General features: G+C 73.4%; 22 protein-coding genes. 13 read left to right on the top strand and 9 right to left on the bottom strand.

Features of this window, described 5'->3' with window-relative positions; all coding sequences use genetic code 11:
- Positions 1 to 356 precede the first annotated feature (356 nt).
- Positions 357 to 1,838, top strand: coding sequence for a hypothetical protein (locus tag OG624_RS11280; RefSeq protein WP_033220655.1), 1,482 nt, complete (start codon positions 357 to 359; stop codon positions 1,836 to 1,838).
- A 74-nt stretch (positions 1,839 to 1,912) separates the two neighbouring features.
- Here the strand turns inward: OG624_RS11280 and OG624_RS11275 are convergent, their stop codons facing one another.
- A complete protein-coding gene (locus OG624_RS11275; protein ID WP_244290803.1) occupies positions 1,913 to 2,494 on the bottom strand; it encodes a hypothetical protein in 582 nt (193 codons plus the stop codon).
- A gap of 273 nt (positions 2,495 to 2,767) precedes the next feature.
- On the opposite strand from OG624_RS11275, the gene OG624_RS11270 reads away from it, so the two are divergent.
- Positions 2,768 to 4,168 (top strand): alkaline phosphatase PhoX, encoded by a 1,401-nt coding sequence (locus OG624_RS11270; RefSeq protein ID WP_371640849.1) that lies wholly within the window; start codon positions 2,768 to 2,770, stop codon positions 4,166 to 4,168.
- A gap of 76 nt (positions 4,169 to 4,244) precedes the next feature.
- On the opposite strand, the gene OG624_RS11265 is transcribed toward OG624_RS11270, so the two are convergent.
- The 3 genes from OG624_RS11265 to OG624_RS11255 form a co-directional block, all read right to left on the bottom strand.
- A complete protein-coding gene (locus OG624_RS11265; RefSeq protein WP_167745547.1) occupies positions 4,245 to 4,421 on the bottom strand; it encodes a hypothetical protein in 177 nt (58 codons plus the stop codon).
- Positions 4,422 to 4,523: 102 nt separating this feature from the next.
- Entirely contained in the window at positions 4,524 to 5,774 is a 1,251-nt protein-coding gene (locus tag OG624_RS11260) for a TerD family protein (RefSeq protein ID WP_371639377.1), read from the bottom strand.
- Between the two features lie 160 nt (positions 5,775 to 5,934).
- On the bottom strand, positions 5,935 to 7,458 hold the full coding sequence (locus OG624_RS11255; RefSeq protein ID WP_033220648.1) for an aldehyde dehydrogenase (NADP(+)): 1,524 nt from the start codon (positions 7,456 to 7,458) through the stop codon (positions 5,935 to 5,937).
- A gap of 127 nt (positions 7,459 to 7,585) precedes the next feature.
- Here OG624_RS11255 and OG624_RS11250 point away from each other — a divergent pair, with 127 nt between their 5' ends.
- From OG624_RS11250 to OG624_RS11205, 10 genes are all read left to right on the top strand, one after another.
- Entirely contained in the window at positions 7,586 to 8,368 is a 783-nt protein-coding gene (locus OG624_RS11250) for an IclR family transcriptional regulator (protein ID WP_033220646.1), read from the top strand.
- A gap of 101 nt (positions 8,369 to 8,469) precedes the next feature.
- Positions 8,470 to 9,462 carry a hypothetical protein gene (locus OG624_RS11245; protein ID WP_051763286.1) on the top strand — a complete coding sequence of 331 codons (993 nt, stop codon included), beginning with the start codon at positions 8,470 to 8,472 and terminating at the stop codon, positions 9,460 to 9,462.
- A 65-nt stretch (positions 9,463 to 9,527) separates the two neighbouring features.
- Positions 9,528 to 10,736 (top strand): sensor histidine kinase, encoded by a 1,209-nt coding sequence (locus tag OG624_RS11240; protein ID WP_051763298.1) that lies wholly within the window; start codon positions 9,528 to 9,530, stop codon positions 10,734 to 10,736.
- Entirely contained in the window at positions 10,733 to 11,443 is a 711-nt protein-coding gene (locus OG624_RS11235; protein WP_078909307.1) for a response regulator transcription factor, read from the top strand. Before OG624_RS11240 ends, OG624_RS11235 begins: the two co-directional genes overlap by 4 nt.
- Positions 11,444 to 11,505: 62 nt before the next feature.
- Complete coding sequence (locus OG624_RS11230; protein WP_033220639.1) at positions 11,506 to 12,954, top strand: peptidoglycan D,D-transpeptidase FtsI family protein; 1,449 nt, start codon at positions 11,506 to 11,508, stop codon at positions 12,952 to 12,954.
- A gap of 63 nt (positions 12,955 to 13,017) precedes the next feature.
- Positions 13,018 to 13,518 carry a GNAT family N-acetyltransferase gene (locus OG624_RS11225; protein ID WP_161296246.1) on the top strand — a complete coding sequence of 167 codons (501 nt, stop codon included), beginning with the start codon at positions 13,018 to 13,020 and terminating at the stop codon, positions 13,516 to 13,518.
- 68 nt (positions 13,519 to 13,586) lie between these two features.
- Positions 13,587 to 14,294: a DsbA family oxidoreductase gene (locus tag OG624_RS11220; RefSeq protein ID WP_033220635.1), complete on the top strand. Its 708-nt coding sequence runs from the start codon at positions 13,587 to 13,589 to the stop codon at positions 14,292 to 14,294.
- Positions 14,295 to 14,396: 102 nt separating this feature from the next.
- Positions 14,397 to 15,458: an aminotransferase class V-fold PLP-dependent enzyme gene (locus OG624_RS11215; protein ID WP_033220633.1), complete on the top strand. Its 1,062-nt coding sequence runs from the start codon at positions 14,397 to 14,399 to the stop codon at positions 15,456 to 15,458.
- Between the two features lie 31 nt (positions 15,459 to 15,489).
- Positions 15,490 to 16,593, top strand: coding sequence for an amidohydrolase family protein (locus OG624_RS11210; RefSeq protein WP_033220630.1), 1,104 nt, complete (start codon positions 15,490 to 15,492; stop codon positions 16,591 to 16,593).
- Between the two features lie 282 nt (positions 16,594 to 16,875).
- A complete protein-coding gene (locus OG624_RS11205) occupies positions 16,876 to 17,805 on the top strand; it encodes an SCO1860 family LAETG-anchored protein (RefSeq protein WP_033220775.1) in 930 nt (309 codons plus the stop codon).
- Positions 17,806 to 17,968: 163 nt separating this feature from the next.
- Here OG624_RS11205 and OG624_RS11200 read toward each other — a convergent pair whose 3' ends face one another.
- Both OG624_RS11200 and cobC read right to left on the bottom strand, forming a co-directional pair.
- A complete protein-coding gene (locus OG624_RS11200) occupies positions 17,969 to 19,216 on the bottom strand; it encodes a CapA family protein (RefSeq protein WP_244290802.1) in 1,248 nt (415 codons plus the stop codon).
- 195 nt (positions 19,217 to 19,411) lie between these two features.
- Complete coding sequence (cobC, locus tag OG624_RS11195; RefSeq protein WP_244290801.1) at positions 19,412 to 20,833, bottom strand: Rv2231c family pyridoxal phosphate-dependent protein CobC; 1,422 nt, start codon at positions 20,831 to 20,833, stop codon at positions 19,412 to 19,414.
- Positions 20,834 to 20,984: 151 nt separating this feature from the next.
- Between cobC and OG624_RS11190 the strand changes: the two genes are divergently transcribed.
- On the top strand, positions 20,985 to 21,710 hold the full coding sequence (locus OG624_RS11190) for a ZIP family metal transporter (RefSeq protein WP_033220628.1): 726 nt from the start codon (positions 20,985 to 20,987) through the stop codon (positions 21,708 to 21,710).
- Positions 21,711 to 21,730: 20 nt separating this feature from the next.
- Here the strand turns inward: OG624_RS11190 and OG624_RS11185 are convergent, their stop codons facing one another.
- From OG624_RS11185 to OG624_RS11175, 3 genes are read right to left on the bottom strand one after another with little or no spacing between them, the layout of a single operon-like run.
- Positions 21,731 to 23,194 carry a cobyrinate a,c-diamide synthase gene (locus tag OG624_RS11185; RefSeq protein ID WP_033220626.1) on the bottom strand — a complete coding sequence of 488 codons (1,464 nt, stop codon included), beginning with the start codon at positions 23,192 to 23,194 and terminating at the stop codon, positions 21,731 to 21,733.
- Positions 23,188 to 23,787 (bottom strand): cob(I)yrinic acid a,c-diamide adenosyltransferase, encoded by a 600-nt coding sequence (cobO, locus tag OG624_RS11180; protein WP_033220624.1) that lies wholly within the window; start codon positions 23,785 to 23,787, stop codon positions 23,188 to 23,190. The genes OG624_RS11185 and cobO overlap by 7 nt, the downstream gene beginning before the upstream one ends.
- A complete protein-coding gene (locus tag OG624_RS11175; protein WP_051763285.1) occupies positions 23,787 to 25,937 on the bottom strand; it encodes a putative cobaltochelatase in 2,151 nt (716 codons plus the stop codon). Before OG624_RS11175 ends, cobO begins: the two co-directional genes overlap by 1 nt.
- Between the last annotated feature and the right edge of the window lie 124 nt (positions 25,938 to 26,061).

Below are 26,061 nucleotides of genomic sequence, written 5' to 3'. Positions count from 1 at the left end.
AAGCCGCTCCCTATACATCTACGCGCGTCAATTTCCTGTGTGGCCAGCAAAGTTGTCAAGCCCTCCAGGGAATACGACAGCTGACTGTGGGATGAACCAAAGGAGATGGCCCGCCGGACACGCCCGAAATGCGTCTACGCTGGAGCGCCGTACGAAGGCCACGCCTGTCATCTGCGCCACATCCGCATGCCCGCACTGCCCGTCATGTCGGCCATGTCAGCGAAATCCGGGCGCATGTGACGGTCCGGCCGGCCGTGCGGCCGTGTCACCAACGCCACACCCCGTTCCACCCCGCCACACCCCCGATCCACCCCCGTTCCACCCCGTCCCACCGCGTTCGCGAGGAGAACCGCCCCATGTCCGCAGACTCGCACCCCACGCTGCCGCCCGTACGGCTGCGCTCCGACGCGGAACTGGCCCGCGACGCCCTCGGCGCCCCGCTGTTCGCGCGCGCCGTACGGCTCGCCCGCTGGGCCGGACCCGGAACCCGCGTGGGAGTCGGCGGCGAGCTCGCCACCGACCAGCTGCCCGAGGCCGCCACGACGCTCGGCCTCGATGGCGCCGACGAGGACTCCGCCGGGTACGCGAGCCAGGCCTGGCGGGTGGCCGTGGACACCGGCCTGGTCGACGTGACCGAGCCGGAGGACGACAACGGGGAAGGCGAAGAGGAGCGCTTCGGCACGGCCGCCCCCGGCGAGGACCTCGCGCTGGTGACGACCGGTGCGCCCGGCGACGTACTCGACCTCTGGCTCGCGGCCCTGGACACGGTGCTCGCCGACGCGGCCGTGCCCGACCTGGACGACCTCGTCGACGCGCTGGACGCGGGCGGCGAGATCGACTTCGACCGGCTGGACTGGAACCCCGGGCGTGAGGCCGACTTCCTCGACGGGGTCCTCGCCAACCTCTACCTGCTCACCGTCACCGAGGGCGGGGCCGCGGACGGGCCCGTTCCGCTGCCGGTGCTCGCCGCGTCGATGATCGTGCCCGACGGCATGGGCGAGCCGACCGATGCCGTGCTGGAGCAGGTCTCGGACGCGATGATGCGCCTCGACGACCAGTTCCGGCAGCTGGAGCCGATCGGGCTGGTGGAGTTCCGGCCCGTCGACGAGGAACTGATGGCGGAGGCCGACGGCCCGCTGGAGGCGGAGACCGCGGGCGCCGTGGACGACGAGGACGTCTCCCGCTACGGGATGGTCCGCCTGACCCCCCTCGGCCTGTACGGGATCCGGGCCCGCATGCTGGAGGCCGGGGTCGACGCCCCCGCCGTCGGCGAACTGGCCGAGAAGGGTGCCGACGCACTCCTCGACGCGGTCTCCCTCTACTCCGAGAACGCCGCCCAGGCCGAGATCGAGCAGTGGCTGGCCGGCCGGGAACAGCCCGCCGCGGCCGCCGAACTGCTGGCCGCCGCCCGCGGGGACGACGAGGGCGGCCCGCTGCGCCGGCTCCGGTGCCAGCAGGCCCTGGCACCGGCCGGGCCGGAGGCCGAGCCCGCGGTCCGCTCGGTGCTGGACGACCCGGAGCTCGGCGGGCTCGCCCGGGTCTGGCTGGCGGAGCGCGGGGTGGGCGACGTACCGGCCCCGGACCCGGAGATGGTGTTCTGGCTGACCGTGGACACGATCGCGGCGCAGCTCGCCGCCGATGGTGAGACGGAGGAGCTGCCGCTCCTGATGGAGACCCTGACCGCTCACCACACGGGCTTCTTCGAGCAGGTGTGGCGGGTGGAGCACCCGGCGACGGCGTACGTCCTGGAGGCGATGGGTCGCCTGCACCCGGACAAGAAGGCGGCCAAGGAGGCCCGCAAGGCCGCGTTCAAGGCCCGCTCCCGCCGCCCGGCCTGAGCCAGGGGTTCCCAGGTCGTCGCTGCCGGATTGCGCCCGGCCCGCACGGTCCGGCAGGGTCCGGCAGGGACGACTCAGACCGTCGTGTGCCGGCCGCCGCCCGCGACGCCCCACCCGGTGAGTTCGGGCTCGACCGTGGGGAGCGCCCACGGATCCAGGGTTTTGTCGCAGAGCTCGGCCAGGAACTGGACCATGCCGCCCTCGTAGTGCCACCAGGCGCTGTTGTGGGAGCCGACGGTGACGGGCCAGTGGTCCGGATCGTCCCCGAGCACACTCCAGAAGAACTCGTCGCCTTCCATCGAGTTCCCCCAGAGCATCAGCACCGTCGAGGCGAGCTCGTCCGGACGCAGCTCGGGGCCCTCTCCTGCGAACTCCCTGGCACACGCCGCCGCCCAGTCGCCTTCCTCGCCGGGCAACGGGCCGCAGAGGCCCAGGAAGTCGTCCAGTTCGAAGGCCGGATACCACTCGGTGAGCGCCTTGAAGTCGGACGGCAGCGCCGTTCCGATCCGTTCCTCGATCGCATGCCAGTCGAAGACGGCCCGTTCCCTCCGGCGGAGCCTCAGCAGCCCGGGCACGGCGCGCTCCAAGGCGGCGATCGCCTCGTCGGGGTCGAGGATCCTGCGTACCGGCTTCTGAGTGCCTATGAGTTCTTCCACGGGCGCAGCCTGCCAGAACGCGTCCGGGGGCCGGGTGCTCGGGTCGGGTGCCCGGGAGGTGCACGGGAGGGCGGTGACATTGCGCCGTTCCTGGGGCCGGAGTTGGCCATTCCGGGGTGGGGCAAGGGGTCGGTTCCTCGTGGTGGGTAGTTCAGCCGCCGTTCACGTGCGGGCGAGAGCGTGTGCGCCGACGACCGCACGACAGGCGCACCACCTCCCCACCCTGGAGACCCGATGCCGCTCAGCCGTTGAGACTTCACCGCCCGTACCGTCATCGCCGGCGCGGGAGTCGCGCTCAGCGGGACGGTCGGCGCGCTCGCCACCGCCCCCGGGGCGCTCGCCGCCGAGGACAGCACCGATCGCGACGCGCACGGGCGGCCCTGTGAGCCCGGCTACGGCCCGCTCGTCCCCGACCCGGCCGGACTGCTGGCCCTGCCCGCCGGGTTCAGGTACCGCGTCATCACGCACAGCGGGGTCACCGAGCTGGACTCCGGCGAGACCACGCCGTCCAACCACGACGGGACCGCCGCCTTCGAGGGCCACCGCGGAGTCACCCTCCTCGTCAACAACCACGAACTCAAGGGCAAGCGGGAGAGCTGGGCCCGCCCCGTCCCCCTCGCCGAGGGACTGGTCTACGACCCGGCGGCGGCCGGCGGGTGCACGGTCGTCGAGGTCCGGCGCGGCGGCGAGGTCGCCGAATGGGTGGGCATCGCCGGTACGTCGACCAACTGCGCGGGCGGCGCCACCCCCTGGAACACCTGGCTGACCTGCGAGGAGAACTCGGACCTCGCCGGAAAGAACGGGATGACGAAGGACCACGGCTACGTCTTCGAGGTCGACCCGCACGACCGGCGCGCCAACCGCGACCCGCGGCCGATCAAGGCCTTCGGGCGCTACGACCACGAGGCCGTGGTCATCGACCCGCGCCAGGGGCACGCCTACCTGACCGAGGACGCCTCCGGCCCCAACGGGCTGCTGTACCGCTGGACCCCGCCCCGCGGCTTCCACCACGGGCGCGGCAAGCTCCGTACGCTCGCGGCCGACGCCGGCGTGCTCCAGGCCGCCAAGTGCATCGACAGCTCCGGCCGGTTCGTCGACGACCTCTCGCGCGCCACGAAGATCGGCACCGTGTACGGGGTCGACTGGGTGGACGTGCCCGACCGCGACGCCCGGACCGTACCGGTGCGCAAGCAGTTCGCGGACGGCGTGGTGACGCGCGGGCGCAAGCTGGAGGGCATGTGGTGGGCGGACGGCGGCGCGTACTTCGTCTCGTCCTACGCCCGTGAGGAGAGCCCGGGCGCGGCCCACGACGGTCAGGTCTGGTTCTACGACCCCAAGCGGCGCACGATCCGGCTCACCGTCCTCATCGGGGTCAACGCGGACCCGTCGGTCGACGGCGGCTACGACGGCCCCGACAACATCACCGTCTCGCCGTACGGCGGTCTGATCATCGCGGAGGACGGCTCGGGGCTGCAGCACCTGTTCGGTGCGACGGAGTCGGGACGCACCTACCCGCTGGCGCGCAACGAGCTGAACAACGGGTCGGCGGAGGAGCCGGAGTACTCCGAATTCACCGGTGTCTGCTTCTCGCCGGACGGGCGCACGCTGTACGCCAACATCCAGGACCCGGGGATCATGCTGGCCATCACCGGGCCGTGGCGGCGCGGGCACTGACGGCGGCGCCACGGCGCGGGCGCCCCGGCGTGGGGCCGACGGCGCCGGCCCCATGGTGCGGGCGCCGTACGGCCGCTCACAGGGCCGGGGCAACCTCCGTGCGAGAGGCCTCGGCCCACTCGGCGAGCAGGAACTCATACGCCTCAGAGGGCCACTCGCCGTCCACCCGGGTCTCGACAAGGTGCCGTATCGCCTCGTTCGCCTCGGCGGCGGACGGGCGGGCGGGCCCCGCGGGAGTGAGTGTCTTGTGCATGGTTTCAAGGCTACGGGCGGGCACTGACAGCCACCTACGGATTACGCGTGGCATCCATCACCCGGAACGCGCACCGATGGCCGCTCGTGCCCGCCCACCTGCTCAGAGTGCCTGTGCGGCGGGCTTGACCATGCCGCGCACTGTGCGCGACTTCACAAAGTCGCCCATGGCGGTCATCTCCCACTCGCCGGAGAACTGCTTGATCAGCTTGGCCATCATCACGCCGGTCTGGGGCTCGGCGCCCGTCAGGTCGAAGCGCACCAGCTCCTCACCGCTCGCCGCGTCGATGAGCCGGCAGTAGGCCTTGGCCACCTCGGTGAACTTCTGGCCGGAGAAGGAATTGACCGTGAAGACCAGGCCGGTGGCGTCGGCGGGGATCCGGCCGAGGTCCACGACGATCACCTCGTCGTCGCCGGCGCCCTCACCGGTGAGGTTGTCACCGGAGTGCTTGACGGCGCCGCCGAGGATGGACAACTTGCCGAAGTAGCAGCTGTCGATGTGGTTGCGCTGGGGGCCGTACGCGATGACGGAGGCGTCGAGGTCGATGTCCTTGCCGCGGAAGGCGGGCTCCCAGCCGAGACCCATCTTGACCTGCGAGAGCAGCGGGCGGCCGCCCTTGACGAGGGAGACGGTCTGGTTCTTCTGGAGGCTGACCCGGCCCTTGTCGAGGTTGATCTTCCCGGCGCCGGGGGCGGGGGCCGCCGGTGCGGGGGGCGCGACGGGGGCGGCCGGGGCGGGAGCCGCGGGCTGGGTGGCGCCGCCGAGCCAGGGGGAGGGCGGGTAGGAGGCGGGCGGGGCCTGGGGAGCGGCGGGCGCCGGGGGCGCGGGCGGGGCGGCCACGGCCTGGGGCGCCGCGGGCTCCTCGTCCACGGAGACTCCGAAGTCGGTGGCGATGCCGGCCAGGCCGTTCGCGTACCCCTGGCCGACCGCGCGCACCTTCCACACACCGCCGCGCAGGTAGATCTCGACGACGACGAGCGCCGTCTCGGTGCCCAGCTGCGGCGGGGTGAAGCCGGCGATCACCGCGCCGCCGTCGGCGTTGCGCACGGTGGCGGTGGGCTCGATGCCCTGGAAGGTCTGCCCGGCGGCGTCCGGGCTGGCCGTGACCACGATCCGCTCGATGCCCGGGGGCACGGCGCCGGTGTCCACGGTGATCGAGTCCGGCGTCGCACCGCCGCCGGACCGGTAGCTGACACCGGGCCCGGTGGGCTGGTTGAAGAAGATGAAGTCGGCGTCGGAGCGCACCTTGCCGTCCGCCGTCAGGAGCAGGGCCGATACGTCGAGACGCACCGGCGCAGCCACGTCGACCGTCACACGGACGGCATTGAGCGGCAGGTTGGATCCAGGGGTCATAGCGGTCATGCCCGGAGAACGACCGGAGGCGCTTTGCCGTTCCCTTACCCTCGTGACATTTCCGTTCCGCTTCCCACGGGTGGGCCCACGCGGATGCCCACCGTCCCGCGCCGTCGTACGCGCGTCGCCCCACGGTGCCGTGGGGCGACGCGCGTCCGGTTCAGCCCCCGGTGACCTGGCGCGGCAGACCCAGCGGGTTGGACTCGCGCAGCTCTGCCGGAAGGAGCGCGTCCGGCACGGACTGGTAGGCCACCGGCCGCAGCCAGCGCTCGATCGCGGTACCGCCGACCGAGGTGGAGTGCGAGGTGGCCGCCGGGTAGGGGCCTCCGTGGTGTTGGGCCGGGGCCACCGCCACCCCGGTCGGCCAGCCGTTGACCACGATCCGCCCCGCCAGCCCGGTGACCTGCCCGATCAGCTCGGCGGCCGGGCCCGGCGCGCCCTCGGTCTCGGCGGCCGACAGCTGGAGGGTGGCGCTCAGATTCCCGCCGAGGAGCCCGAGGACCGCGCCCACCTCGTCCTGGTCGGCGTACCGCACGACGACGGTGACCGGACCGAAGCACTCCTCCAGGAGGACGTCGTACCCGCCGCCCTCCAGGAGCTGCCCGGCCCGCACCGTCAGGTAGCCCGCCCCGACGGTGTGCTCCCCGCCGGAACCGGGGGTCACGGGTGCGTCGACGCCGGGCAGAGCGGCCCGTTCGCGTACCCCGGAGACGAAGTTCTCCCGCATCCGGTGGTCGAGCAGCACCCCCGGCTCGGTCTCCCCGAGCGCCTTGGTGAGCTCGCCGGTGACCCGGTCGCCGTCCACGCCCTCGGGGATCAGCACCAGGCCGGGCTTCACGCAGAACTGCCCGACGCCGAGGGTGACCGAGCCCGCGAGCCCGGCGCCGATCTCCTCGGCGCGTTCGGCGGCGGCGGCCGGGGTGACCACGACGGGGTTGAGGGAGCCCAGTTCACCGTGGAAGGGGATGGGCACGGGCCGGGCGGCGGCCGCGTCGAACAGGGCCCGCCCGCCCCGGATGGAACCGGTGAATCCGGCGGCGGCCACCAGGGGGTGGCGGATCAGCTCCAGGCCGGCGTCGAACCCGTGGACCACGCTCACCACTTCGGCCGGGAGCCCGGTGGCGACCGCGGCCCGGCGCAGCAGCGAGGCGCACAGCTCGGAGGTGGCGGGGTGGTCGGGGTGCGCCTTGACGACCACCGGGCAGCCGGCGGCCAGCGCGCTCGCGGTGTCGCCGCCGGGGACGGAGAAGGCGAGCGGGAAGTTGGAGGCGGCGTAGACCGCGACCACGCCGAGCGGGATCTTGTAGCGGCGCAGCTCGGGGCGCGGCGGGCTGAGGGTGGGATCGGCGCGGTCGATCCGGACGTCGAGGTAGGCCCCGGCGTCCACGGCGTCGGCGAAGGCGCGCAGCTGGCCGGTGGTGCGGGCCAGTTCGCCGGTGAGCCGGCCCGGGCCGAGCGCGGTCTCGGCGTCGGCGGCCTCGATCACGTGGGCGGCCGACTCGTCCAGGAGCGCGGCGGCGGCGCGCAGGAAGGCGGCGCGGACGGTGGCGTCGGCGAGTGCGCCGCGGGCGGCGTGGGCGGCCCGTACCGCTTCGTCCACCTCCTGCGGTGTGGCCTCCACCGCAACCTGTTCGCGCTGCTTCCCGGTGCGGGGGTCCACACTCCAGACTGAAGTCGTTGTCATGGCCCGCCGCCTCCTGGATCGTTCAGTATTCTGAACGTCGTTCTGGTGGATGAATGATCACATCTGCTGTGGACTCTATTTCCGCGTCCTCGGCGTGACAAGAGGCGACCAGAGGGGGAGCAGGCGTATGACGACGGCCGAGTCGGGTATTCCGGTTCAGGCGGCGCCGGTCAAATCGGCGGTTCGGACCGTCCTGCTGCTGGAGCATTTCGCTGCGCGACCGGGCCTGCACAGCCTGGCCGACATCCAGAACGACCTCTCGCTGCCGAAGTCCAGCCTCTACATGCTGCTGCGGACGCTGGTGAACCTGGGGTGGGTGGAGACGGACGCGACGGGCACCCGGTACGGCATCGGCGTACGGGCCCTGCTGGTCGGCAGCTCGTACATCGACGGCGACGAGGTGGTCGCCGCCGCCCGGCCCACCCTGGACCGGCTCTCCGACGACACGACGGAGACCATCCACCTGGCCCGGCTGGACGGGACGAGCGTGGTCTACCTCGCCACCCGGCAGTCCCAGCACTACCTGCGTCCCTTCACCCGGGTCGGGCGGCGGCTGCCCGTGCACTCGACGGCGTTGGGCAAGGCCCTGCTGGCCACGCACACGGACCAGGAGGTGCGCGGGCTGCTGCCGCGGCGGTTGGAGGCGGTCACCGAACACACCCTCACCGACCGGGAGCAGCTGATCGAGGAGCTGGCGCTGGTGCGGGAGCAGGGGTACGCGGTGGACCGGGAGGAGAACACGCTCGGGTTGCGCTGCTTCGGGGTGGCCGTGCCGTACCGGACGCCGGCGCGGGACGCGGTGAGCTGCTCGGTGCCGGTGGCCCGGCTGACGGGGGAGCACGAGCAACTCATCAAGGCGGCGCTGTTCGAGGCGCGGGACCGGCTGTCGGTGGTGACGCGCCGCATGTGACGGGCGGTAGGAGGGGCGGGTGTCGTTCCTCCCCCGCGTGGGGGAGGCGGTTCCCCATCACGGGGGAGGTGGCGTGGCCGCGCGGCCGCGAACGTTGAGTCATGAACACGCGAGAGACGCATCCGAGTGACCCGACGGAAGTGAAGCTGCCGTCGCCCTCCCCCCTGGGGGTGGGGCGGCGGGTCCTGCGCGCGGTGGCCCTGGCCGCCACCGTGCCGTATCTGGGGCTCAAGACGGTCTGGCTGTGCGGGAGTCACCTCGGGATACCCGAGGGCAGCGTGTTGCGGGAGCCGGGCCCGTTCTTCACGGCGGCCAATTCCGTCACGCTGGCCATGGACGCCTGCGTGATCCTGCTCGTCCTCGTGCTCACCAGGCCCTGGGGCATACGCGTGCCGGGCCCGCTGCTGACCTTCCCGGTGTTCGTGGCCACCGGGCTGCTGACCCCGATCGTCCTCGGCTTCTCGGGCCAACTGCTCGTACGCGCCCTCGGTTTCGGGGCGGAGGCGATGGGACAGGCGGCGCGGGAGCCCTTCCTGGACCCGTGGGTGTTCCACGTCGTCTACACCGGATTCTCGATCCAAGGACTCGCCCTGGCGGCCCTGTTCGTGCCCTATGCGCGGGAGCGCTGGGGGCGGGCCTGGCGGGGCGTGACGGGGGAGCGGCTGCCGTCGTCCACGGGGGTGGTGGCGGCAGCCGCGGCGGCCGTCGGCCTCGCGGTCGCGGGGGTGTCCCTGTACTGGGCCTTCGGCGGGGCCGCCGGCCTGGGCGCGGAGCGGGCGGCCGCCCGCTCCGCGGACACGGCCGTGGTGTCCGCGGTCCACGCGGTGTGTGCGGTCGCCGCCGGAGCCGGGGCTCTGCTGCTGGCCCGTGGCGGGACGCTACGGGCGCGGTGGCCCCTGGGCCTCACCTGGGTCGGCGGGGCGGCGACGCTCAGCTGGGGGGCATGGATGACGCTCGCCTCTCTGGGACCGCAGTTGGACGGTGGTGAAGGGCCTCCCGACACAGCGGTGTTGATCTACGCTGGCCAGATGATCACCGGATTGCTCGCCGGGACCGTCCTCATACGGTTCCTCGCCCCCCGCCGCCCGGGGTGAAGCGGTCGTCGGTGGCGCGGGCCCGGTGGCGCTGGGTCCACCTGATCCTCGGCGGCGCCCTGCTGATGCCGTACTTCCTCCTCACGGAGGTCGTGGTCGGTGTCGCCGCGGGCGGGGTCAACGCCCTCAACTCCGGCTCGCTCACCCTCCTGTCCTACGCCGCCTCCCTGCCCCTCGTCGCCGTCACCGCGCTGTTCGGGCCGGTCCGGCCGATGTCCGTGGCCGCCGTACGGGCCATGTGCGACGTGCCGGGGGACGGGTTGGCCGACGGGCCCGCGCACTCCTGGGCCGCGCGAGCGCGGGCCTCGGCCTGGTGGACCCTGCACCTGGGGACCGGCGCGCTGATCAGCGCGTTGACCCTCGCGGTGCCGCCCATGGCGGTCCTGCTGATCGCGGTGCCCGTCGTGGGGCGGATGCGGGACATGGAGCTGGGGTACGGCTGGTTCGGCACGCACGCCGATCCGTACGTCGCCCCGCTGCTCGGCATCGGGCTGCTGGCCGGGCTCACCCTGTGCGCGGTCGGCGCCGGGCGGCTGCTGGCCGCGATGGCGCCCGTCCTGCTCGGGCCCACGGCGGCGGACCGGCTGGCCGCGGCCGAGGAGCGGGCCGCCGACCTGGCGGTGCGCAACCGGCTGGCACGGGAGCTGCACGACGCGGTCGGGCACGCCCTGAGCGCCGTCACCCTCCAGGCCGCCGCGGCCCGGCGGATGCTGGAGCGCGACCCCGACTTCGTACGCGAGGCGCTGGCCGCGATCGAGGACACCACGCGGCGGACGGTGGGCGAGCTCGACGCCGTGCTGGGCCTGCTGCGGGACGGGGACCCGGCCCGGCCGGACACCGCACCCGCACCCACCCTCGCCGCCGACCTCGACGGGCTGCTGTCCCGCACCCGGGCCGCCGGCACCACCGTCACCGCGCACCAGGACCCCGGACCCGCCGGGGACTGGACCGCCCTCCCGGCGATCGCCTCCCGCGAGGCGTACCGGATCGTCCAGGAGGGCCTCACCAACGCCCTGCGGCACGGGGCGGGCCCGGTGGATCTGCGGATCCGCGTCCAGGCCGGCCCCGACACCGCACATCGTGAACTGGAGATCGTCATGACCAATCCGCCGGCGGTCCCCGCCGAGGACCGGGAGACCCGTACCACCGGAGGCCGCGGACTGCGCGGCTCCGCGGAGCGGGCCGCACTGCTCGGCGGCAGCGTCGAAGCCGGCCCGCACGGGGACCGGTGGCGACTGCGGGCCGTCCTGCCGCTCACCGGGGAAGCCCGATGACCGCCGCGCCCGTACCCGCGACCACTCCCGGGACCACTTCCGTGCCGCGGCCGCCGCTGCGCATCGTGCTCTGCGACGACGAGCGGATGGTGCGCACCGCGCTGCGGGTCATCCTGGAGGCCGAGCCCGACCTGGAGGTCGTCGGCGAGGCGGCCACCGGGGCCGAGGCGGTGCCGCTGGTCCGCTCACTCGCGCCCGACGTGGTGCTCATGGACGTCCGGATGCCCGAGATCGACGGCATCCGGGCCACCGAGCAGATCCTCGCCACCATGGCCGAGCCGCCCCGGATCGTGGTCGTCACCACCTTCGAGAACGACGCCTACGTCTACGACGCGCTCCGGGCGGGAGCCGTCGGTTTCCTCCTCAAGCGGGCCGACCCCGACGAGCTGATCGGCGCGGTCCGGCTCGTCGCCCGAGGCGACTCGCTGCTCTTCCCGGCCGCCGTCCGCTCCCTCGCCGCCGCCCACACGGCCGGGGCCCCGCCCACCGACGCGCCCTGGGTGGCCCGACTCACCGAGCGCGAGGCCGACGTACTGCGTCTGATGGCCACCGGGCTGTCCAACCACGAGATGAGCGAGCGCCTCGGGGTCGGTCCGCAGACCGTCAAGACCCACGTCGCGGCGGTCCTCACCAAGACCGGCTCCCGCGACCGTACGCAGGCGGTCATCGCGGCCTACGAGGGAGGCTTCATCATGAAGAAACGCTGAGAACCCCGCCACAATCGGGGCAGAGCGGAACGGCTGGGGTCCCCGGGACGTCCTTCTGGGGGATGAACAAGACGATCAGGCGTGCGTCGGTCTTCTGTCTGCTTCTGGTGCTGGCCCTGCTGGTCCGCGTCACCTGGGTGCAGGCATACCAAGGCCAGGCCCTCGCAGAAGACAAGCACAACCGCCGGAATCTCATCGCGCAGTACGAGAACCCGCTGGGCAACATCATCGTGGGCGGGGAGGCGATCACCGGCTCGGAGAAGACGGGCGGCAAGGACTTCGGTTACAAGCGGACGTACGTCGACGGCCCGCTGTACGCGCCCATCACGGGCTACAGCTCACAGGCCTACGGCACCACCCTGCTGGAGGGCATCTACAAGAACATCCTCAACGGCTCCGACAGCCGACTGAGGACCGTCATGGACATGCTCACCAACAAGCGGGCCTCCCCCGGCAACGTCCTGACCACCATCGACAAGGACGTCCAGAAGGCCACCTACGACGCGCTCCAGGGCAAGCAGGGCGCGGCCGTGGCCATGGACCCCAAGACCGGTGAGATCCTCGCCGTGGTGAACAACCCCTCCTTCGACCCGGGCAGCATCGCCGGCGCCAACGACAAGGCGGCCTGGGACGCGCTCTCCGCGGACAAGGGCAAGGCCATGGAGAACGTGGCGCTGCGCAAGCCCCAGGCACCCGGCTCCACCTTCAAACTGGTCACCCTCGCCGCGGCGATCGAGAACGGACTCGTCACCGACATCGACCGGCAGACCGGGATCGCCGACCCGTACACGATCCCCGGCACCCGCACCCCCCTACCCAGCGAAGCCGGCTCCGCGGCCTGCAACAACGTCTCGGTGCGCACCGCCCTGCGGCTGTCCTGCAACAACGTCTTCGCCGAGCTCGCCTCGAAGCTGGGCCAGGACAAGATGCGGGCGACGGCCGAGAAGCTCGGTTTCAACGTGCAGATCGACACCCCGGTCCGCACCAACCCGCCCAGCAAGTACCCGTCGAAGAAGATGTCGATCGACCAGGTCGCGCAGACCGGTATCGGCCAGTTCGACGTGCAGGCCACCCCGCTCCAGATGGCGATGGTGACGGCCGCGATCGAGAACGGCGGCAAGCTCGTCGCCCCGCACCTGGTCTCCGAGGTCACCGACTCGGGAGGCGACGTGCTGGAGAGCTTCAAGAACCCGAAGTCCCAGCAGGTCATGGGAGAGCGGACCGCCTCGATGATCCGCGACGCCATGCGTACGGTCGCCACCGAGGGCGGCGGCAAGCCGGCCCAGGTGTCCGGCGCCGAGGTCGGCGGCAAGACCGGTACCGCCCAGCGCGGTGTCAACAACAGCCTCGCGCCGCTGGCCTGGTTCACCTCCTACGGCAAGTCGAACGGCAAGCAGATCGCGGTGGCCGTGGTGATCGAGAACTCCGACACCGACCGTTCCGAGATCGGCGGCGGGAAGCTGGCCGCCCCCATCGCCCAGAAGATGATGGCGGCCTGGCTGAAGAAGTAGCCACGAACGCCGCACGGCCGACGCGCCGGGAACCGTCGAGGTTCCCGGCGCGTTCCCACTCCCATGATCAGAGCCGCGCTCCCCGCCGACGTCCCCGCGATCGCCGCCCTGCACGCCCGGGCCCGCGCCACCTACTACCAGGGCCACATCCCCGAGCAGGCCTACCCGGGCGACGCCGAGCTCCAGCGGACCCGCGAGGGCTGGTCGCGGGCCCTCGCCCGGGACGCCGCCGAGGGCGAGGTGCTCTGCGCCGAGCAGGACGGCGAGCTCACCGGGGTCGCCGCGTTCCGCACGCGGGACGGCGAGACCACCCTCACCCAGCTCCACGTCGACCCCGTCCACTGGCGCCGCGGCACCGGAGCCGCCCTGCACGCCGCCTGCCTCGACGCATGGCGGCGGGCCGGAATCCGCCGGGTCCGCCTGGAGGTCTACGAGCACAACCTCCGCGCCCAGGCCTTCTACGCCACCCAGGGCTGGCTCGAGGACCCGACGGCCCCCCGCTCGGGCTCCCACCGGACCCTCTGGTTGCGGGTGGACCAGGTGTCGGTGCCGTCCGGGGAATGAGACGGGGCAGTGAATGGTTGAACCACAAACCGTTTCATCCCCCCTTGAACCTGGAGAGAAGAAGGATCATGCGCGTCGAGATCTGGAGCGACATCGCTTGTCCCTGGTGCTACATCGGTAAGGCCCGTTTCACCAAGGGCCTGGCCGAGTTCGCTCACCGAGACGAGGTGGAGGTCGTCTTCCGGTCCTTCGAGCTCGACCCGGGTGGGGCGAAGGGCGTCACCGCTCCCGTCGTGGAGATGCTCGCCAAGAAGTACGGCCGCACCCTCGACGAGGCGCGCGGCATGGAGGAGCACGTCGCCGCGAGCGCCCGCGCGGAGGGGCTCACCTACCTCACCGAGGGCCGCGACCACGGCAACACCTTCGACATCCACCGACTGCTGCACCTGGCCGCCGCCCGCGGCCGCCAGGAGGAGCTGCTCGACCTCGCCTACCGCGCCAACTTCGGCGAGGAGCGCTCCGTCTTCGACCCCGAGGTGCTGATCGCCCTGGCCGTCGAGGCCGGACTGGACGAGGCCGAGGCCCGCGCCGTCCTCGCCGACGACTCCGCCTACGCCGACGAGGTCCGCGCCGACGAGCGCGAGGCCGCCGAGCTGGGTGCGAACGCCGTCCCGTTCTTCGTCCTCGACCGCCGCTACGGCATCTCCGGCGGGCAGCCGGCCGAGGTGTTCACCCGGGCCCTGGAGCAGGCGTGGGCCGGGCGCGAGGCCCTGGAGCCGGCCGCGGCCGCCGAGGCCTGCGAGCCCGACGGCGCGTGCGCGGTCCCGCAGGCGTAGGGACGACTCGGGGATCCCCGGAGGCCCGGGGATCCGGACGACTCGGAGACTCGGTGAACTCGGCGATGGACTGCGGGCCCTTCCTGGCGCAGAGTTGAAGGCATGGATCTTGCCCTCGCCGAAGCGACCCGTGCCGAGTTCGCCCACTCCACCACCTACCTCAACACCGCCAAGTGCGGGGTCGTCCCGCGTTCCGCCGTCGCGGCCGTACGGGAGCTGGCCGAGGCGGCGGGGGCCGGGCTCCCCACCGGCTTCGGCGACTTCGACCGTGTGAACGGGGCCCGGGCGGCCTTCGCCCGCCTCGCAGGGGTCGACACCGACCGGGTGTCCGTCGGCTCGGCCGTCTCCACCCACGTCGGCCTCGTCGCCGCCTCGCTCCCCTCCGGCGCCGAAGTGCTCTGCCCCGAGGGTGAGTTCTCCTCCCTGATCAACCCCTTCGTGGCGCGCGGCGACCTCAAGACGCGCTTCGTCCCGCTCGAATCCGTCGCCGAGTACGTCGGCCCCGGCACCGCCCTGGTCGCGCTGAGCGTCGTGCAGTCCGCGGACGGCCGCAAGGCCGACCTGGCCGCGGTGCGCGAGGCGGCGACCGCGCACGGGGCCCGGATGCTCGTGGACGCGACCCAGGCCGTCGGCTGGCTCCCCTTCGACGCCTCCCCGTACGAGTACACGGTCGCCGGCGGCTTCAAATGGCTGCTCGGCGTGCGCGGAGCCTCGTACCTGGCGGTGTCGTGCGAGGCCCAGCACACGCTGACCCCGCTGCACGCCGGCTGGGTGCCCGCGGTCGCCGACGGGGACGCCACCTACGGGCCGATGGCGGGACTCGCCCACGGGGCACGACGGTTCGACGAGTCCCCCGCCTTCCTCGCCTACCACGCCTCCGCATCCGCACTGGCCCTGCTGGAGCGGATCGGCATCGAGGCCGTCCACGCCCACGACACCGCCCTGGCCGCCCGCTACCGGGCCGGCCTCGCGCGCCTGGGCCACGAGCCCGTCCCCGGCGATTCCGCCATCGTCTCCGTGCCGGGTCTCGCCGACCGGCAGCCCGCCCTGGAGGCGGCCGGCATCGTCACGTCCCCCCGGGCGGGCATGCTGCGGGCCTCGTTCCACCTCTACAACACGGAGGCGGACGTGGACCGGCTCCTGAACGCCCTCGCCGACTCCTGACGGGGGCGGGTCCCGTGCGTACAGTGCCGCCATGAACGATGCGACTGATGTGAGCGACGTGCTGCACGTGAAGGGGCGGGTGCTGGTCGGGCCCGACGAGGTACGCGACGAGCTCTGGGTGGTCGGCGGGCGGATCTCCTACGAACGCCCGCTCGGCGCCCGTGAGATCACCACGGTGACCGGCTGGGCCCTGCCCGGACTGGTCGACGCGCACTGCCACGTGGGGCTGGACGCCCACGGCCCGGTCGACGCCGAGACCGCCGAGCGCCAGGCCCTCACCGACCGCGATGCCGGCACCCTCCTCATTCGCGACGCCGGATCACCCTCCGACACCCGCTGGATCGACGACCGCGAGGACCTGCCGAAGATCATCCGGGCCGGCCGGCACATCGCGCGCACCCGTCGCTACATCCGCAACTACGCCCACGAGATCGAGCCCGCCGACCTCGTCGAGTACGTCGGGCGGGAGGCGCTGCGCGGCGACGGCTGGGTCAAGCTCGTCGGCGACTGGATCGACCGCGACGCCGGTGACCTCGCAGCCTGCTGGCCGCGCGCCGAGGTCGAGGCGGCCATCGCCGAGGCACACCGGCTGGGTGCCCGCGTCACGGCGCACTGCTTCGCCGAGGACTCGCTGCGCGACCTCGTCGAGGCGGGCATCGACTGCATCGAACACGCCACCGGCCTCACCGAGGACACCATCCCGCTGTTCGCGGAGCGCGGGGTCGCGATCGTCCCGACGCTCGTGAACATCGCCAACTTCCCGAAGATGGCGGCGGGCGGCGAGGCGAAGTTCCCCACCTGGTCGGCGCACATGCGACGGCTCCACGAACGGCGCTACGACACCGTCCGGGCCGCCTACGACGCGGGCATCGAGGTCTTCGTCGGCACCGACGCGGGCGGCTCCCTGCCGCACGGCCTGGTCGCGGCGGAGGTCGCGGAGCTGGTCAAGGCCGGCATCCCGGCGATCGACGCCCTCTCCGCGACGGCCTGGGCGGCCCGGGAGTGGCTCGGCAGGCCGGGGCTGACCGAGGGGGCGCCCGCCGACCTCGTGGTGTACGCCGCCGACCCGCGGGCCGACGTGGGCGTACTGGCGCAGCCGCTGCGGGTCGTCGTGAACGGCCGGGTCCGGGCCTGAGGCCGGCGCGGGCGCCCGGTTGACGTCGCGTGACATCGGTGCCCGTCGGTCGTTGTAGACGACCGCACGGGCCGGATGTCCGTGAAACGAGAGCACTTGCGTTCAACATGGGGCGCATTGATTCGAATATGCGCCCGGAAACCACCCTTTGGGGTGAAGTAACGTCAGCTTGCCCCCCGTTCACCCACAGTGCGTAAAGATTCCGGGGTCGAGTCCGTCGGCGCCCGCGGTGTCCCCCATCGGCGGCGCGACGGCACCCAACTCCCCGGGGGTTCCACCACCGTGAACAGCCACACCTTCCGCCTGCCCGCGGCCGTCCTCCTCGCCACGGGAGCGGTCGCCCTGCTCACCGCGCCGCCCGCCTTCGCCACGGGAGGAGGCGCCACCGGGGGTGAGGGCAAGGCCGGCGCCGTCGTCCTGCGCGCCGGGCTGGACGTGGGCCTGCTCAACACCGTGCACGTCCCGCTGAAGACGACCCTCAACGAGGTCAGTGCCCCGGCGACGGCCGAGAAGACCGCGCTGACCGTCACGCTGGACGGGGTCGAGGGGAACAAGCCGGTCAGTGTGCTGCGCGCCGACGTGGCCACCTCCAAGGCCACCGCCGACAAGACCCGGGCCGAGGCGGAGGCGAACCTGGCCAAGGCATCCGTCCACGTCCCCGGACTGCCGCTGCTCTCCCTCATCGAGGTGGAGAAGGTCACCTCCAAGGCCGTCTGCGAGGCGGGCAAGAAGCCGGTGGCCAGTGCGAACGTCCTCGGGACGGTGACGGCGCTCGGCAAGAAGGTCACCCTGTCCGCCGGCGGCCCCACCAAGGTCGAGGTCCCCGGAGTCGGCCGGATCGACCTGGAGCTGTCCGGCACGGAGACCACCTCCACCACGGCGGCCGCCGCCGCGCTCCGTCTGAAGATCGCGGTGAACCCGCTCAACCTGAACGTGGCGAAGGTCGACGGCGAGATCGTGCTCGCCGAGGCGCACTGCGAGTCCCCGGCGGGCGCGGCGCCGTCCTCGGCCCCGCCCGCGAACCCGGACATCAAGCCCCAGACGGCGACCGGTACGGGCACCGGATCCGCCACGTCCGGCGGCACCACCGGCGCCAACCTCGCCGAGACCGGCGGCGGTTCACTGACTCCCTACGTCGCGGGCGGGGCCCTGACCCTGCTGGCCATCGGCGGGGGCGCGCTCCTGCTCACCCGGCGGGGCAGGGCCTCGTAGGGCGGCCGGGAGCCCCGGGCCGCCACTCGGCGCGTCCGTCCCGAGGAGCACACGGAGGGGAGTGCTCAACGGGACGGGCGCGGACGGGCGGCGGCCCCGGGCCGACGGATCCGACGCACGAGCGGGCGGACCCGACGGGCCCGGCGGCGCATGGCCGCGGCGCTCAGTGGGTGGCGTGCTCCAAGCCCTGTCCGCCCGCCCCACGCGACATCACGGCCTCGGTGACCTGCCGGTCGATCCGCGCGTACTCGCTCCGCTTCGCCGCCGGCAGCGAGGTGTCCGAGGCCGCGCAGGAGGCGCAGACGACACGGAACGGCGGCCCCATGTCCGAGTACTGCGTGAGGTATTCGGCCTTCACCACCTCCCAGCGGCCCGGACGGCCCGCCGCCGGGGAGAAGGTGAAGCGGGGGACCGAGGACTGGTTGCCGCGCAGTTTGTCGGCCGGTACGAAGCTGGCGACCTGGTCGCCCATCCCGAAGACCACCCAGGTCCCGTTGATCTTCTCGTAGGGCTGCGGCACGTGGTTGTGCGTACCGATGATCAGATCGATGTCGGGGAGCCCGTCGGCCGAGCGGGACGCGGTCAGCGCCTGCGCCAACGCCTTCTGCTGCTCGTCGGGCGCCGTCTGCCACTCGGTACCCCAGTGGACGCTCAGCACCACCACGTTCGCGCCCTGCGCCCGGGCGGCCCGGGCGTCCGCGATGATCCGGTCCTCGTCGATCAGGTTCACGGCCCACGGCTTGCCCGGCGGAAGCGGGATGCCGTTGGTGCCGTAGGTGTACGAGAGCTGGGCGACCTTCGCCCCGCCCGCCGCGAGCAGCGCCGGGGCCTTGGCCTCCTCCGCGCTGCGGGCCGAACCGACGTGCGGGACACCGACCCGGTCGAGGTGCTCCAGGGTGCGGGCGAGGCCCTCGTAGCCGTCGTCCAGGGTGTGGTTCGAAGCGGTGGAACAGCTGTCGTAGCCGGCGTCCTCGAGGGCGTCCGCCAGCTGGTGCGGGGCCTTGAAGGTGGGATAGCCGGTGTAGGGGCCGCCGGGGCGCCCGTACGGTATCTCGTGGTGGCATATCGCCAGGTCGGCGGCGGACACCAGGGGTTTGACCCCGGCGAGTATCTTCCGGAAGTCGTACTCCCCGGCCTTGCCCGCGTCGTCCGCCGACCGCTGCACGATCGACGGGTACGGGATGATGTCGCCCGTCGCGACCAGCGTGAACGGCTTCCCGGCGGCGGCCGCGGCGGTGCCCTCCGGCCGGTCCGCCTCGCCCTGCCCCGGCTTGCCCTGGAACCGCTGCCCCGTGGCGGGCGCCGCCGCTCCGTCGTCGAACAGCCACGGTACGGCGTATATCCCGCCGCCCACGACCGCCAGCGCGGCCAGCGCGACCAGCGCCGTGCCTGTGCCCGCGGATGCCTTCATTCCCGCCCCCGGTCGTCATGCGCCGATGCGGGGATCCTCACCCGGCCCCGCCCCCGCGGCCATCGTAGGGGGCCGAACGGGTGACGGCCCCCTCGGCGCTCCGTGACGAGTACAGGTCAGGCGGGTGCGGAGAAGGCCGGTACGGGCCGCCGGTACAGGCCGTACATCGGTGCGGCCGGCGCGTCCCGCAGGTGCTCAGCGCGCGGCCAGTGCGAGGGCGTGGTCCATGGCCTGGAGCAGGCGGCCCGTCGTCGCCCGGTCGCGCACCGCCAGCCGCAGCCAGGAATGGTCCAGCCCAGGGAAGGTGTCCCCGCGGCGGACGGCGAAGCCGAGGGCGCGCAGCCGGGTGCGGACCTCGGCCCCGCCCGCCACCCGGATCAGCACGAACGGCCCCTCCGCCACCCCGACGGACGTCACCTCGTCGAACTCCGCGAGCCCGGCCAGCAGGTGCGCCCGGTCCACCGCGATCCGCCGGGCCGCCTCCTCCGCCTCGGCCAGCGCCGCCGGAGCCATACAGGCCTCGGCCGCCACCAGCGCCGGGGTCGAGACCGGCCACAGCGGCTGTGCGGCCGCCAGCTTCGCGATCACCTCGGGCTCGGCCAGGACGTAGCCGATCCGCAGCCCCGCCAGCCCCCACGTCTTGGTCAGACTCCGCAGCACCACCAGCCCCGGCAGGTCCATCCGCCCGGCCAGGGCCTCCCGCTCACCCGGGACCGCGTCCATGAACGCCTCGTCCACGACCAGGATCCGGCCCGGCCGGGCCAGCGCGGCGAGGATCCCCGCCGGATGCAGCACGGACGTCGGGTTGGTCGGATTGCCGATCACCACGAGGTCCGCGTCCTCGGGCACGGCCGCCGGGTCCAGCCGGAAGCCGTCCGCCGCCCGCAGCACCACGCGCTCGACCCGGTGCCCGGCGTCCCGCAGGGCGGCTTCCGGCTCGGTGAACTGCGGATGCACCACGACCGGCCGTACGGCTCCCAGGGCCCGGGCGATCAGTACGAACGCCTCCGCGGCCCCGGCCGTCAACAGCACCCGCTCGACCGGCAGCCCGTGCCGAGCCGCCACCGCCGCGCGGGCGGACCGCCCGTCGGGATACGCGGCGAGATCCCCGAGGGAGGCGGCGATCCGCCGCTTGAGCCAGTCCGGGGGTGTGTCCGCCCGTACGTTGACGGCCAGGTCCACCAGGGCGGAGCCCGCGTCGATCACCTCGGCGTCCCCGTGGTGGCGCAGGTCGTGCGGGTGCGCCGCGGCCACGGCGCAGGTCGCCGACACCGACCGCCGCTTGGGTACGAGGAGTTCCCCGCCGCCCGCGAGAGCGGCGGCCTCCGCCACCGAGGGGGTCCCGGTGGCGGCACGCGCCGCCTCCGAGGGGTGCGGGACGGTGATGGCGGCCAGCCGGTCGGCGGGGTAGCTCACCAGGGGAACGCCGAAACGTTCCGCCGCACCCGTGATGCCGGGCTCGCCCGCCTTCGACTCCACCGTGGCCAGCGCCGTCACCGACCCCACGGCCAGCCCGGCTCCCCGCAGCGTCTCCTCGACCAGGGAGCAGACCTCCGCGACGGAAACCCCCGCGCGTCCGCCGACCCCGACCACCACCTGCGTCGTGTACTCGCCCACCGCGGGCCCTCCCTCCGTAGTCACCGTCACCGTCACTGGCACTGGCACCCACACCCACACATCACTTGCACCGGCCGTTCGTCAACACTCCGCCGCCCACCACCCGCGCGCGGATGTGCGCGCGGGGCGATGAGTCTGTATTCAGGGGCGCATGGCCGTGATCGTCGCGTTGGGCGCGTTCCTGATGACCCTGGCGGGCGGATGGGCGGCGCAGCGCGTCACCGACCGCCGCCACCTCGTGCTGGGCCTGGCCGGCGGGCTGATGCTCGGCGTCGTCGGCCTCGACCTGCTCCCGGAGGCCCTCCACGCGGCGGGGGACGAGGTGTTCGGGGTCCCGCTCGCCCTGCTGCTCTTCGTGGCCGGATTCCTGGTCGCGCACGTCGTGGAACGGCTGCTGGCGGTCCGCCAGGCCGCGCACGGCGCCGAGGACGGCGCCCGCGTCCCCCAGGTCGGACTCACCGCGGCCGCGGCCATGGTCGGCCACAGTCTCGCCGACGGGGTGGCTCTGGGAGCGGCCTTCCAGGTCGGCGGGGGGATGGGGGTGGCCGTGGCGCTGGCCGTCATCACCCACGACTTCGCCGACGGGTTCAACACGTACACGCTCACCAGCCTCTACGGGAACGACCGCCGCAAGGCCCTGATGATGCTCTTCGCGGACGCCGTCGCCCCGGTCGTGGGCGCGGCGTCCACTGTGCTGTTCACCCTTCCGGAGGAACCCCTCGGCGCGTACCTCGGCTTCTTCGGAGGCGTCCTGCTGTACCTCGCCTCCGCCGAGATCCTCCCCGAGGCCCACCACAAGCACCCCGCCCTGTCCACGCTGATGTGCACGGTGGGCGGGGTGGCCGGGATCTGGCTCGTGGTGGGCATCGCGGACTGAGCGCCGGTCGGGGACGGAGGTCACCGCCGTGCTGCCGCGGCTTCCGTGAAGCGGCGGGCGACGGACGGCTCCGCCGCCCAGTGGGTGTGCAGGTAGCTGGCGTGCACGCCCTGCTGCACGAAGCCCTCGACCCGGCGTTCGGGGTGCGTGAACCCCCAGGCCGGGGCCGCCCCGGCACCCGGCTCGATCACCGTCCGGTGGAACTCGTGCCCGCGCAGCCGGGTTCCGGCCCGCGCGAGCGCGCTGTCGGACAGGGCCACCGCCTCGCGGTAGCCGAGGGTCAGGCGCTCCGACATCCGCGCGTCGGCGTCGAGCACCCCGCACATGGGCTTCCCGTCCAGCGACCGGCCCAGGTAGAGCAGCCCGGCGCACTCGGCGGCGACCGGGCCGCCGGCCGCGGCGAAGGCGGCGACGGCCGCCCGCAGCGGTTCGTTGGCGGACAGCTCGGGCGCGTACATCTCCGGGAAGCCGCCGCCTATCACCAGGCCGGCGGTGCCGGGCGGGAGCGCCTCGTCCCGCAGGGGGTCGAAGGTGACGACCTCCGCTCCGGCGGCGGTGAGCAGCTCGGTGTGCTCGGCGTAGGAGAAGGTGAAGGCGGCGCCGCCGGCGACCGCGATCACCGGCCGCCTGCCGGGGGCTCCGCCGAGGTCGGCCGGTACGGCGCCGTTGCCGGGGGCGTCGCCCCCGGACCCCTGCGCCCCGGACGCCGGCGAGGCCGACGTACGGCCCGAACTGTGCGTCAGCGCGGCAGCCGGCGACCACGCCTCGCAGTCCAGCGGCGGAGCCGTGCGGGCCAGGGCCATCAGGGCGTCCAGGTCGCAGCCCGCCCGGACCTGCGCGGCCAGCGCCGACACCGAGGCCAGCGCGTCGGTGTGCCGCTCGGCCACCGGGACCAGGCCCAGGTGGCGCGAGGGCGTGGCCACCTGCGGAGCCCGCCGCAGGACGCCGAGCACCGGCATCCCCGCCTCCTCCAGGGCCTCCCGCAGCATCACCTCGTGCCGGTCGGAGCCGACCTTGTTGAGGATCACCCCGCCGAGGCGCACCTGCGGGTCGAAGGACGCGAAGCCGTGCACCAGCGCCGCCACCGACCGCGACTGCGAGGAGGCGTCGACCACCAGCACCACCGGCGCCCGCAGCAACTTCGCGACCTGCGCCGTCGACGCCAGCTCACCCCGGCCCGCGGCCCCGTCGTAGAGCCCCATGACGCCCTCGACCACGGCCAGGTCGCACCCGGCCGCCCCGTGCGCGAACAGCGGGGCGACCAGCTCCGGGCCGCACATGAAGGCGTCGAGGTTGCGTCCCGGCCGGCCGGTGGCCAGCGCGTGGTAGCCGGGGTCGATGTAGTCGGGCCCGGCCTTGTGCGGGGACACGGCGAGGCCGCGCTCCGAGAAGGCCGCCATCAGGCCCGTGGCCACGGTGGTCTTGCCGCTGCCCGACGAGGGAGCGGCGATGACCAGCCGGGGTACGTTGAACGAAGTCACCACTCGATGCCCTTCTGGCCCTTCTGGCCGGCGTCCATCGGGTGCTTGACCTTGGTCATCTCGGTGACGAGGTCCGCGAAATCCACCAGCTTCTCCGGCGCGTTGCGACCCGTGATCACCACGTGCTGCGTGCCGGGACGGTTCCGCAGCACCTCGATGACCTCGTCGACGTCGATCCAGCCCCAGTGCATCGGGTAGGCGAACTCGTCCAGCACGTACAGCTTGTGCGTCTCGGCGGCCAGATCGCGCTTGACCTGCTCCCAGCCTTCCTTGGCCGCCTGCTCGTTGTCGAGCTGCGCGTCCCGCTGGACCCAGGACCAGCCCTCGCCCATCTTGTGCCAGACGACGGAGCCGCCCTCGCCGGAGGCACCGAGCACCTTGAGCGCGTTCTCCTCGCCGACCTTCCACTTCGCCGACTTGACGAACTGGAACACCCCGATCGGCCAGCCCTGGTTCCAGGCGCGCAGCGCCAGCCCGAAGGCCGCCGTGGACTTGCCCTTGCCGGGGCCGGTGTGGACGAAGACCAGCGGACGGTTGCGGCGCTGGCGCGTCGTGAGCCCGTCGTCCGGAACGACGGACGGCTGTCCCTGAGGCATTACGCGGCCCTCCTGTTGCTGTTGCTGCTGCTGTGGGGTGATGCAGTGGATGCCACTGCCGTACGTACGTTCTTCACGAGCCCGGCCAACGAGTCGGCCCGCAGCCCGTCCAGCGTGACCGAGGGACCGCCGAGGTCCTGGGCCAGTACGCCGGCCAGCCCCAGCCGGACCGGCCCGGACTCGCAGTCCACGACCACGGAGGCGACGCCCCCGGCCTGCAGCAGCCGCGCGCTGTGCCCCGCGAGCTCCCGCGGGCTGCTGTCCGTACGGCCCCCGACGTTCCCGGCCGAGGTGGCCCGCCCGTCGGTGACCACCACGAGCAGCGGCCGGCGCGAGGGATCCCGCAGCCGTTCGATCCGCAGCACCTCATGGGCCTTCAACAGCCCGGCCGCCAGCGGGGTGCGGCCGCCCGTCGGCAGCTGCTCCAGCCGGGCCGCCGCCGCGTCCACCGAGGAGGTCGGCGGCAGGGCCAGCTCGGCCGTGGCACCCCGGAAGGTGATCAGGCCGACCTTGTCCCGGCGCTGGTACGCGTCCAGGAGCAGCGACATCACGGCGCCCTTGACCGCGCTCATGCGCTGCCGGGCGGCCATGGAGCCGGAGGCGTCGACGACGAAGAGGACGAGGTTGCCCTCGCGGCCCTCCCGCGTGGCCTGGCGCAGATCGTCCTTGCGGATCACCAGGCCGCGCCCGTCGCGGCCGCGCGCCTTCTGGTGCGGGGCGGCGGCCTGGATGGTGGCGGCCAGGTGCAGCTTCGTCAGATGGCCGCGGGGACGCTGGGCACCGGTGGTGCGGCCGTGGGCCGTGCGGGCGCGGGAGCGGCGCCCGGAGGCGCCCTCGCCGAGGCCGGGCACGCTGAGCATCTTGGTCCGGAACGGTTCGGCGGCACGCACCGCGGCCTGCTCGGGCCCGGCCGCCTCCTGGGCGGCGGGCTGCGGAGCCTCGGGGGCCTCCGCGGGGGCCTCGCCGGTCTCGGGGGTCTCGGGAGACTCGGCCGGGGTATCCGGGTCCTGGGACCCGTCACCCTGCGGGGGCGTGCCCCCGGGACCGCCGTCGGGACCACCGCCGGGGCCGTCGTCCTCGGGGCCGCTGTCGTCGGGGCCCTCGGGCTCCGGCTCGGGCTCGGGCTCCGGGTCCTCGTCGGGGAACTCGTCCAGGATCCGGTCGAGCATGTCCTCGTCGAGCCCGGGCGCGTCGAAGGGGTTGCGGCGCCGCCGGTGGGGGAGCGCCAGCAGGGCGGCCTGCCGGACGTCTTCCTTCCGTACGTCGGTCCGCCCGGCCCACGCGGCCAGCGCCGTCGCGGTCCGCGCCATCACGATGTCGGCCCGCATCCCGTCGACCTCGAACCCGGCGCAGGTCGCCGCGATCTGCAGGAGCGCGGTGTCGCCGAGCGAGACCTTCGGGAGCAGCGCCCGCGCGGCCACCACCCGGGCCCGGACCTCGTGCTCGTCCCCGGCCCAGCGGGTCGCGAAGCCCGCGGGATCGTCCTCGTAGGCGAGCCGGCGGCGGACCACCTCGACACGCTGGGCGGGCTCGCGGGAGGCGGCCACCTCGACGGTGAGCCCGAACCGGTCGAGGAGCTGCGGCCGCAGCTCGCCCTCCTCGGGGTTCATCGTGCCGACGAGCAGGAAGCGGGCCGCGTGCCGGACGGAGACGCCCTCGCGCTCCACGTACGAGGCGCCCATCGCCGCGGCGTCCAGCAGCACGTCCACCAAGTGGTCATGGAGGAGGTTCACTTCGTCGACGTAGAGGATCCCGCGATGCGCGTCGGCCAGCAGGCCGGGCTCGAAGGCTTTCACCCCCTCGGCGAGGGCGCGTTCGATGTCCAGAGCACCGACCAGCCGGTCTTCGGAGGCGCCGACGGGCAGCTCCACCATGCGCGCGGGCCGCAGGGCGCCGGGGCCGGACTCGTGCGGGCCGTCCGGGCACGACGGGTCGGGCGCGGCCGGTGCGCAGGAGAACCGGCAGCCGGGAACGACGTCGACCTGTGGCAGCAGCGCCGACAGCGCGCGCACGGCGGTGGACTTGGCGGTCCCCTTCTCACCGCGCACGAGCACCCCGCCGACCGCTGGGCTCACGGCGTTGAGCAGGAGAGCCAACCGCAGATCGTCCTGCCCGACGACGGCCGAGAACGGGAAGTGGGTGCTGCTCACGAGACGGTCACTCCTTCGAGTGGCTTGCGATGGACATCGGTGCCGCTGTACCTGCGCTTCGCCGTGCCGGCGTTCCTGCTCCCCGCTCCGGCGGAGCCCGGTCTCGGGAAGGGGCGGGGTGGGG

It is taken from the genome of Streptomyces virginiae (genome assembly GCF_041432505.1).
GTDB classification, from domain to species: domain Bacteria; phylum Actinomycetota; class Actinomycetes; order Streptomycetales; family Streptomycetaceae; genus Streptomyces; species Streptomyces virginiae_A.
This window is presented reverse-complemented; position numbering and strand designations above follow the sequence as displayed.

Excerpts from the sequence above, each read along its gene's own strand:
- OG624_RS11230 (WP_033220639.1), top strand. The coding sequence starts at position 11,506 with ATGAACAAGACGATCAGGCGTGCGTCGGTCTTCTGTCTGCTTCTGGTG.
- OG624_RS11220 (WP_033220635.1), top strand. The coding sequence starts at position 13,587 with ATGCGCGTCGAGATCTGGAGCGACATCGCTTGTCCCTGGTGCTACATC.
- OG624_RS11225 (WP_161296246.1), top strand. The coding sequence starts at position 13,018 with ATGATCAGAGCCGCGCTCCCCGCCGACGTCCCCGCGATCGCCGCCCTG.
- OG624_RS11215 (WP_033220633.1), top strand. The coding sequence starts at position 14,397 with ATGGATCTTGCCCTCGCCGAAGCGACCCGTGCCGAGTTCGCCCACTCC.
- OG624_RS11240 (WP_051763298.1), top strand. The coding sequence starts at position 9,528 with ATGCCGTACTTCCTCCTCACGGAGGTCGTGGTCGGTGTCGCCGCGGGC.
- OG624_RS11255 (WP_033220648.1), bottom strand. The coding sequence starts at position 7,458 with ATGACAACGACTTCAGTCTGGAGTGTGGACCCCCGCACCGGGAAGCAG.
- cobO (WP_033220624.1), bottom strand. The coding sequence starts at position 23,787 with ATGCCTCAGGGACAGCCGTCCGTCGTTCCGGACGACGGGCTCACGACG.
- OG624_RS11210 (WP_033220630.1), top strand. The coding sequence starts at position 15,490 with ATGAACGATGCGACTGATGTGAGCGACGTGCTGCACGTGAAGGGGCGG.
- OG624_RS11245 (WP_051763286.1), top strand. The coding sequence starts at position 8,470 with ATGAACACGCGAGAGACGCATCCGAGTGACCCGACGGAAGTGAAGCTG.
- OG624_RS11235 (WP_078909307.1), top strand. The coding sequence starts at position 10,733 with ATGACCGCCGCGCCCGTACCCGCGACCACTCCCGGGACCACTTCCGTG.
- OG624_RS11200 (WP_244290802.1), bottom strand. The coding sequence starts at position 19,216 with ATGAAGGCATCCGCGGGCACAGGCACGGCGCTGGTCGCGCTGGCCGCG.
- OG624_RS11190 (WP_033220628.1), top strand. The coding sequence starts at position 20,985 with ATGGCCGTGATCGTCGCGTTGGGCGCGTTCCTGATGACCCTGGCGGGC.
- OG624_RS11250 (WP_033220646.1), top strand. The coding sequence starts at position 7,586 with ATGACGACGGCCGAGTCGGGTATTCCGGTTCAGGCGGCGCCGGTCAAA.
- OG624_RS11260 (WP_371639377.1), bottom strand. The coding sequence starts at position 5,774 with ATGACCCCTGGATCCAACCTGCCGCTCAATGCCGTCCGTGTGACGGTC.
- OG624_RS11265 (WP_167745547.1), bottom strand. The coding sequence starts at position 4,421 with ATGCACAAGACACTCACTCCCGCGGGGCCCGCCCGCCCGTCCGCCGCC.
- OG624_RS11280 (WP_033220655.1), top strand. The coding sequence starts at position 357 with ATGTCCGCAGACTCGCACCCCACGCTGCCGCCCGTACGGCTGCGCTCC.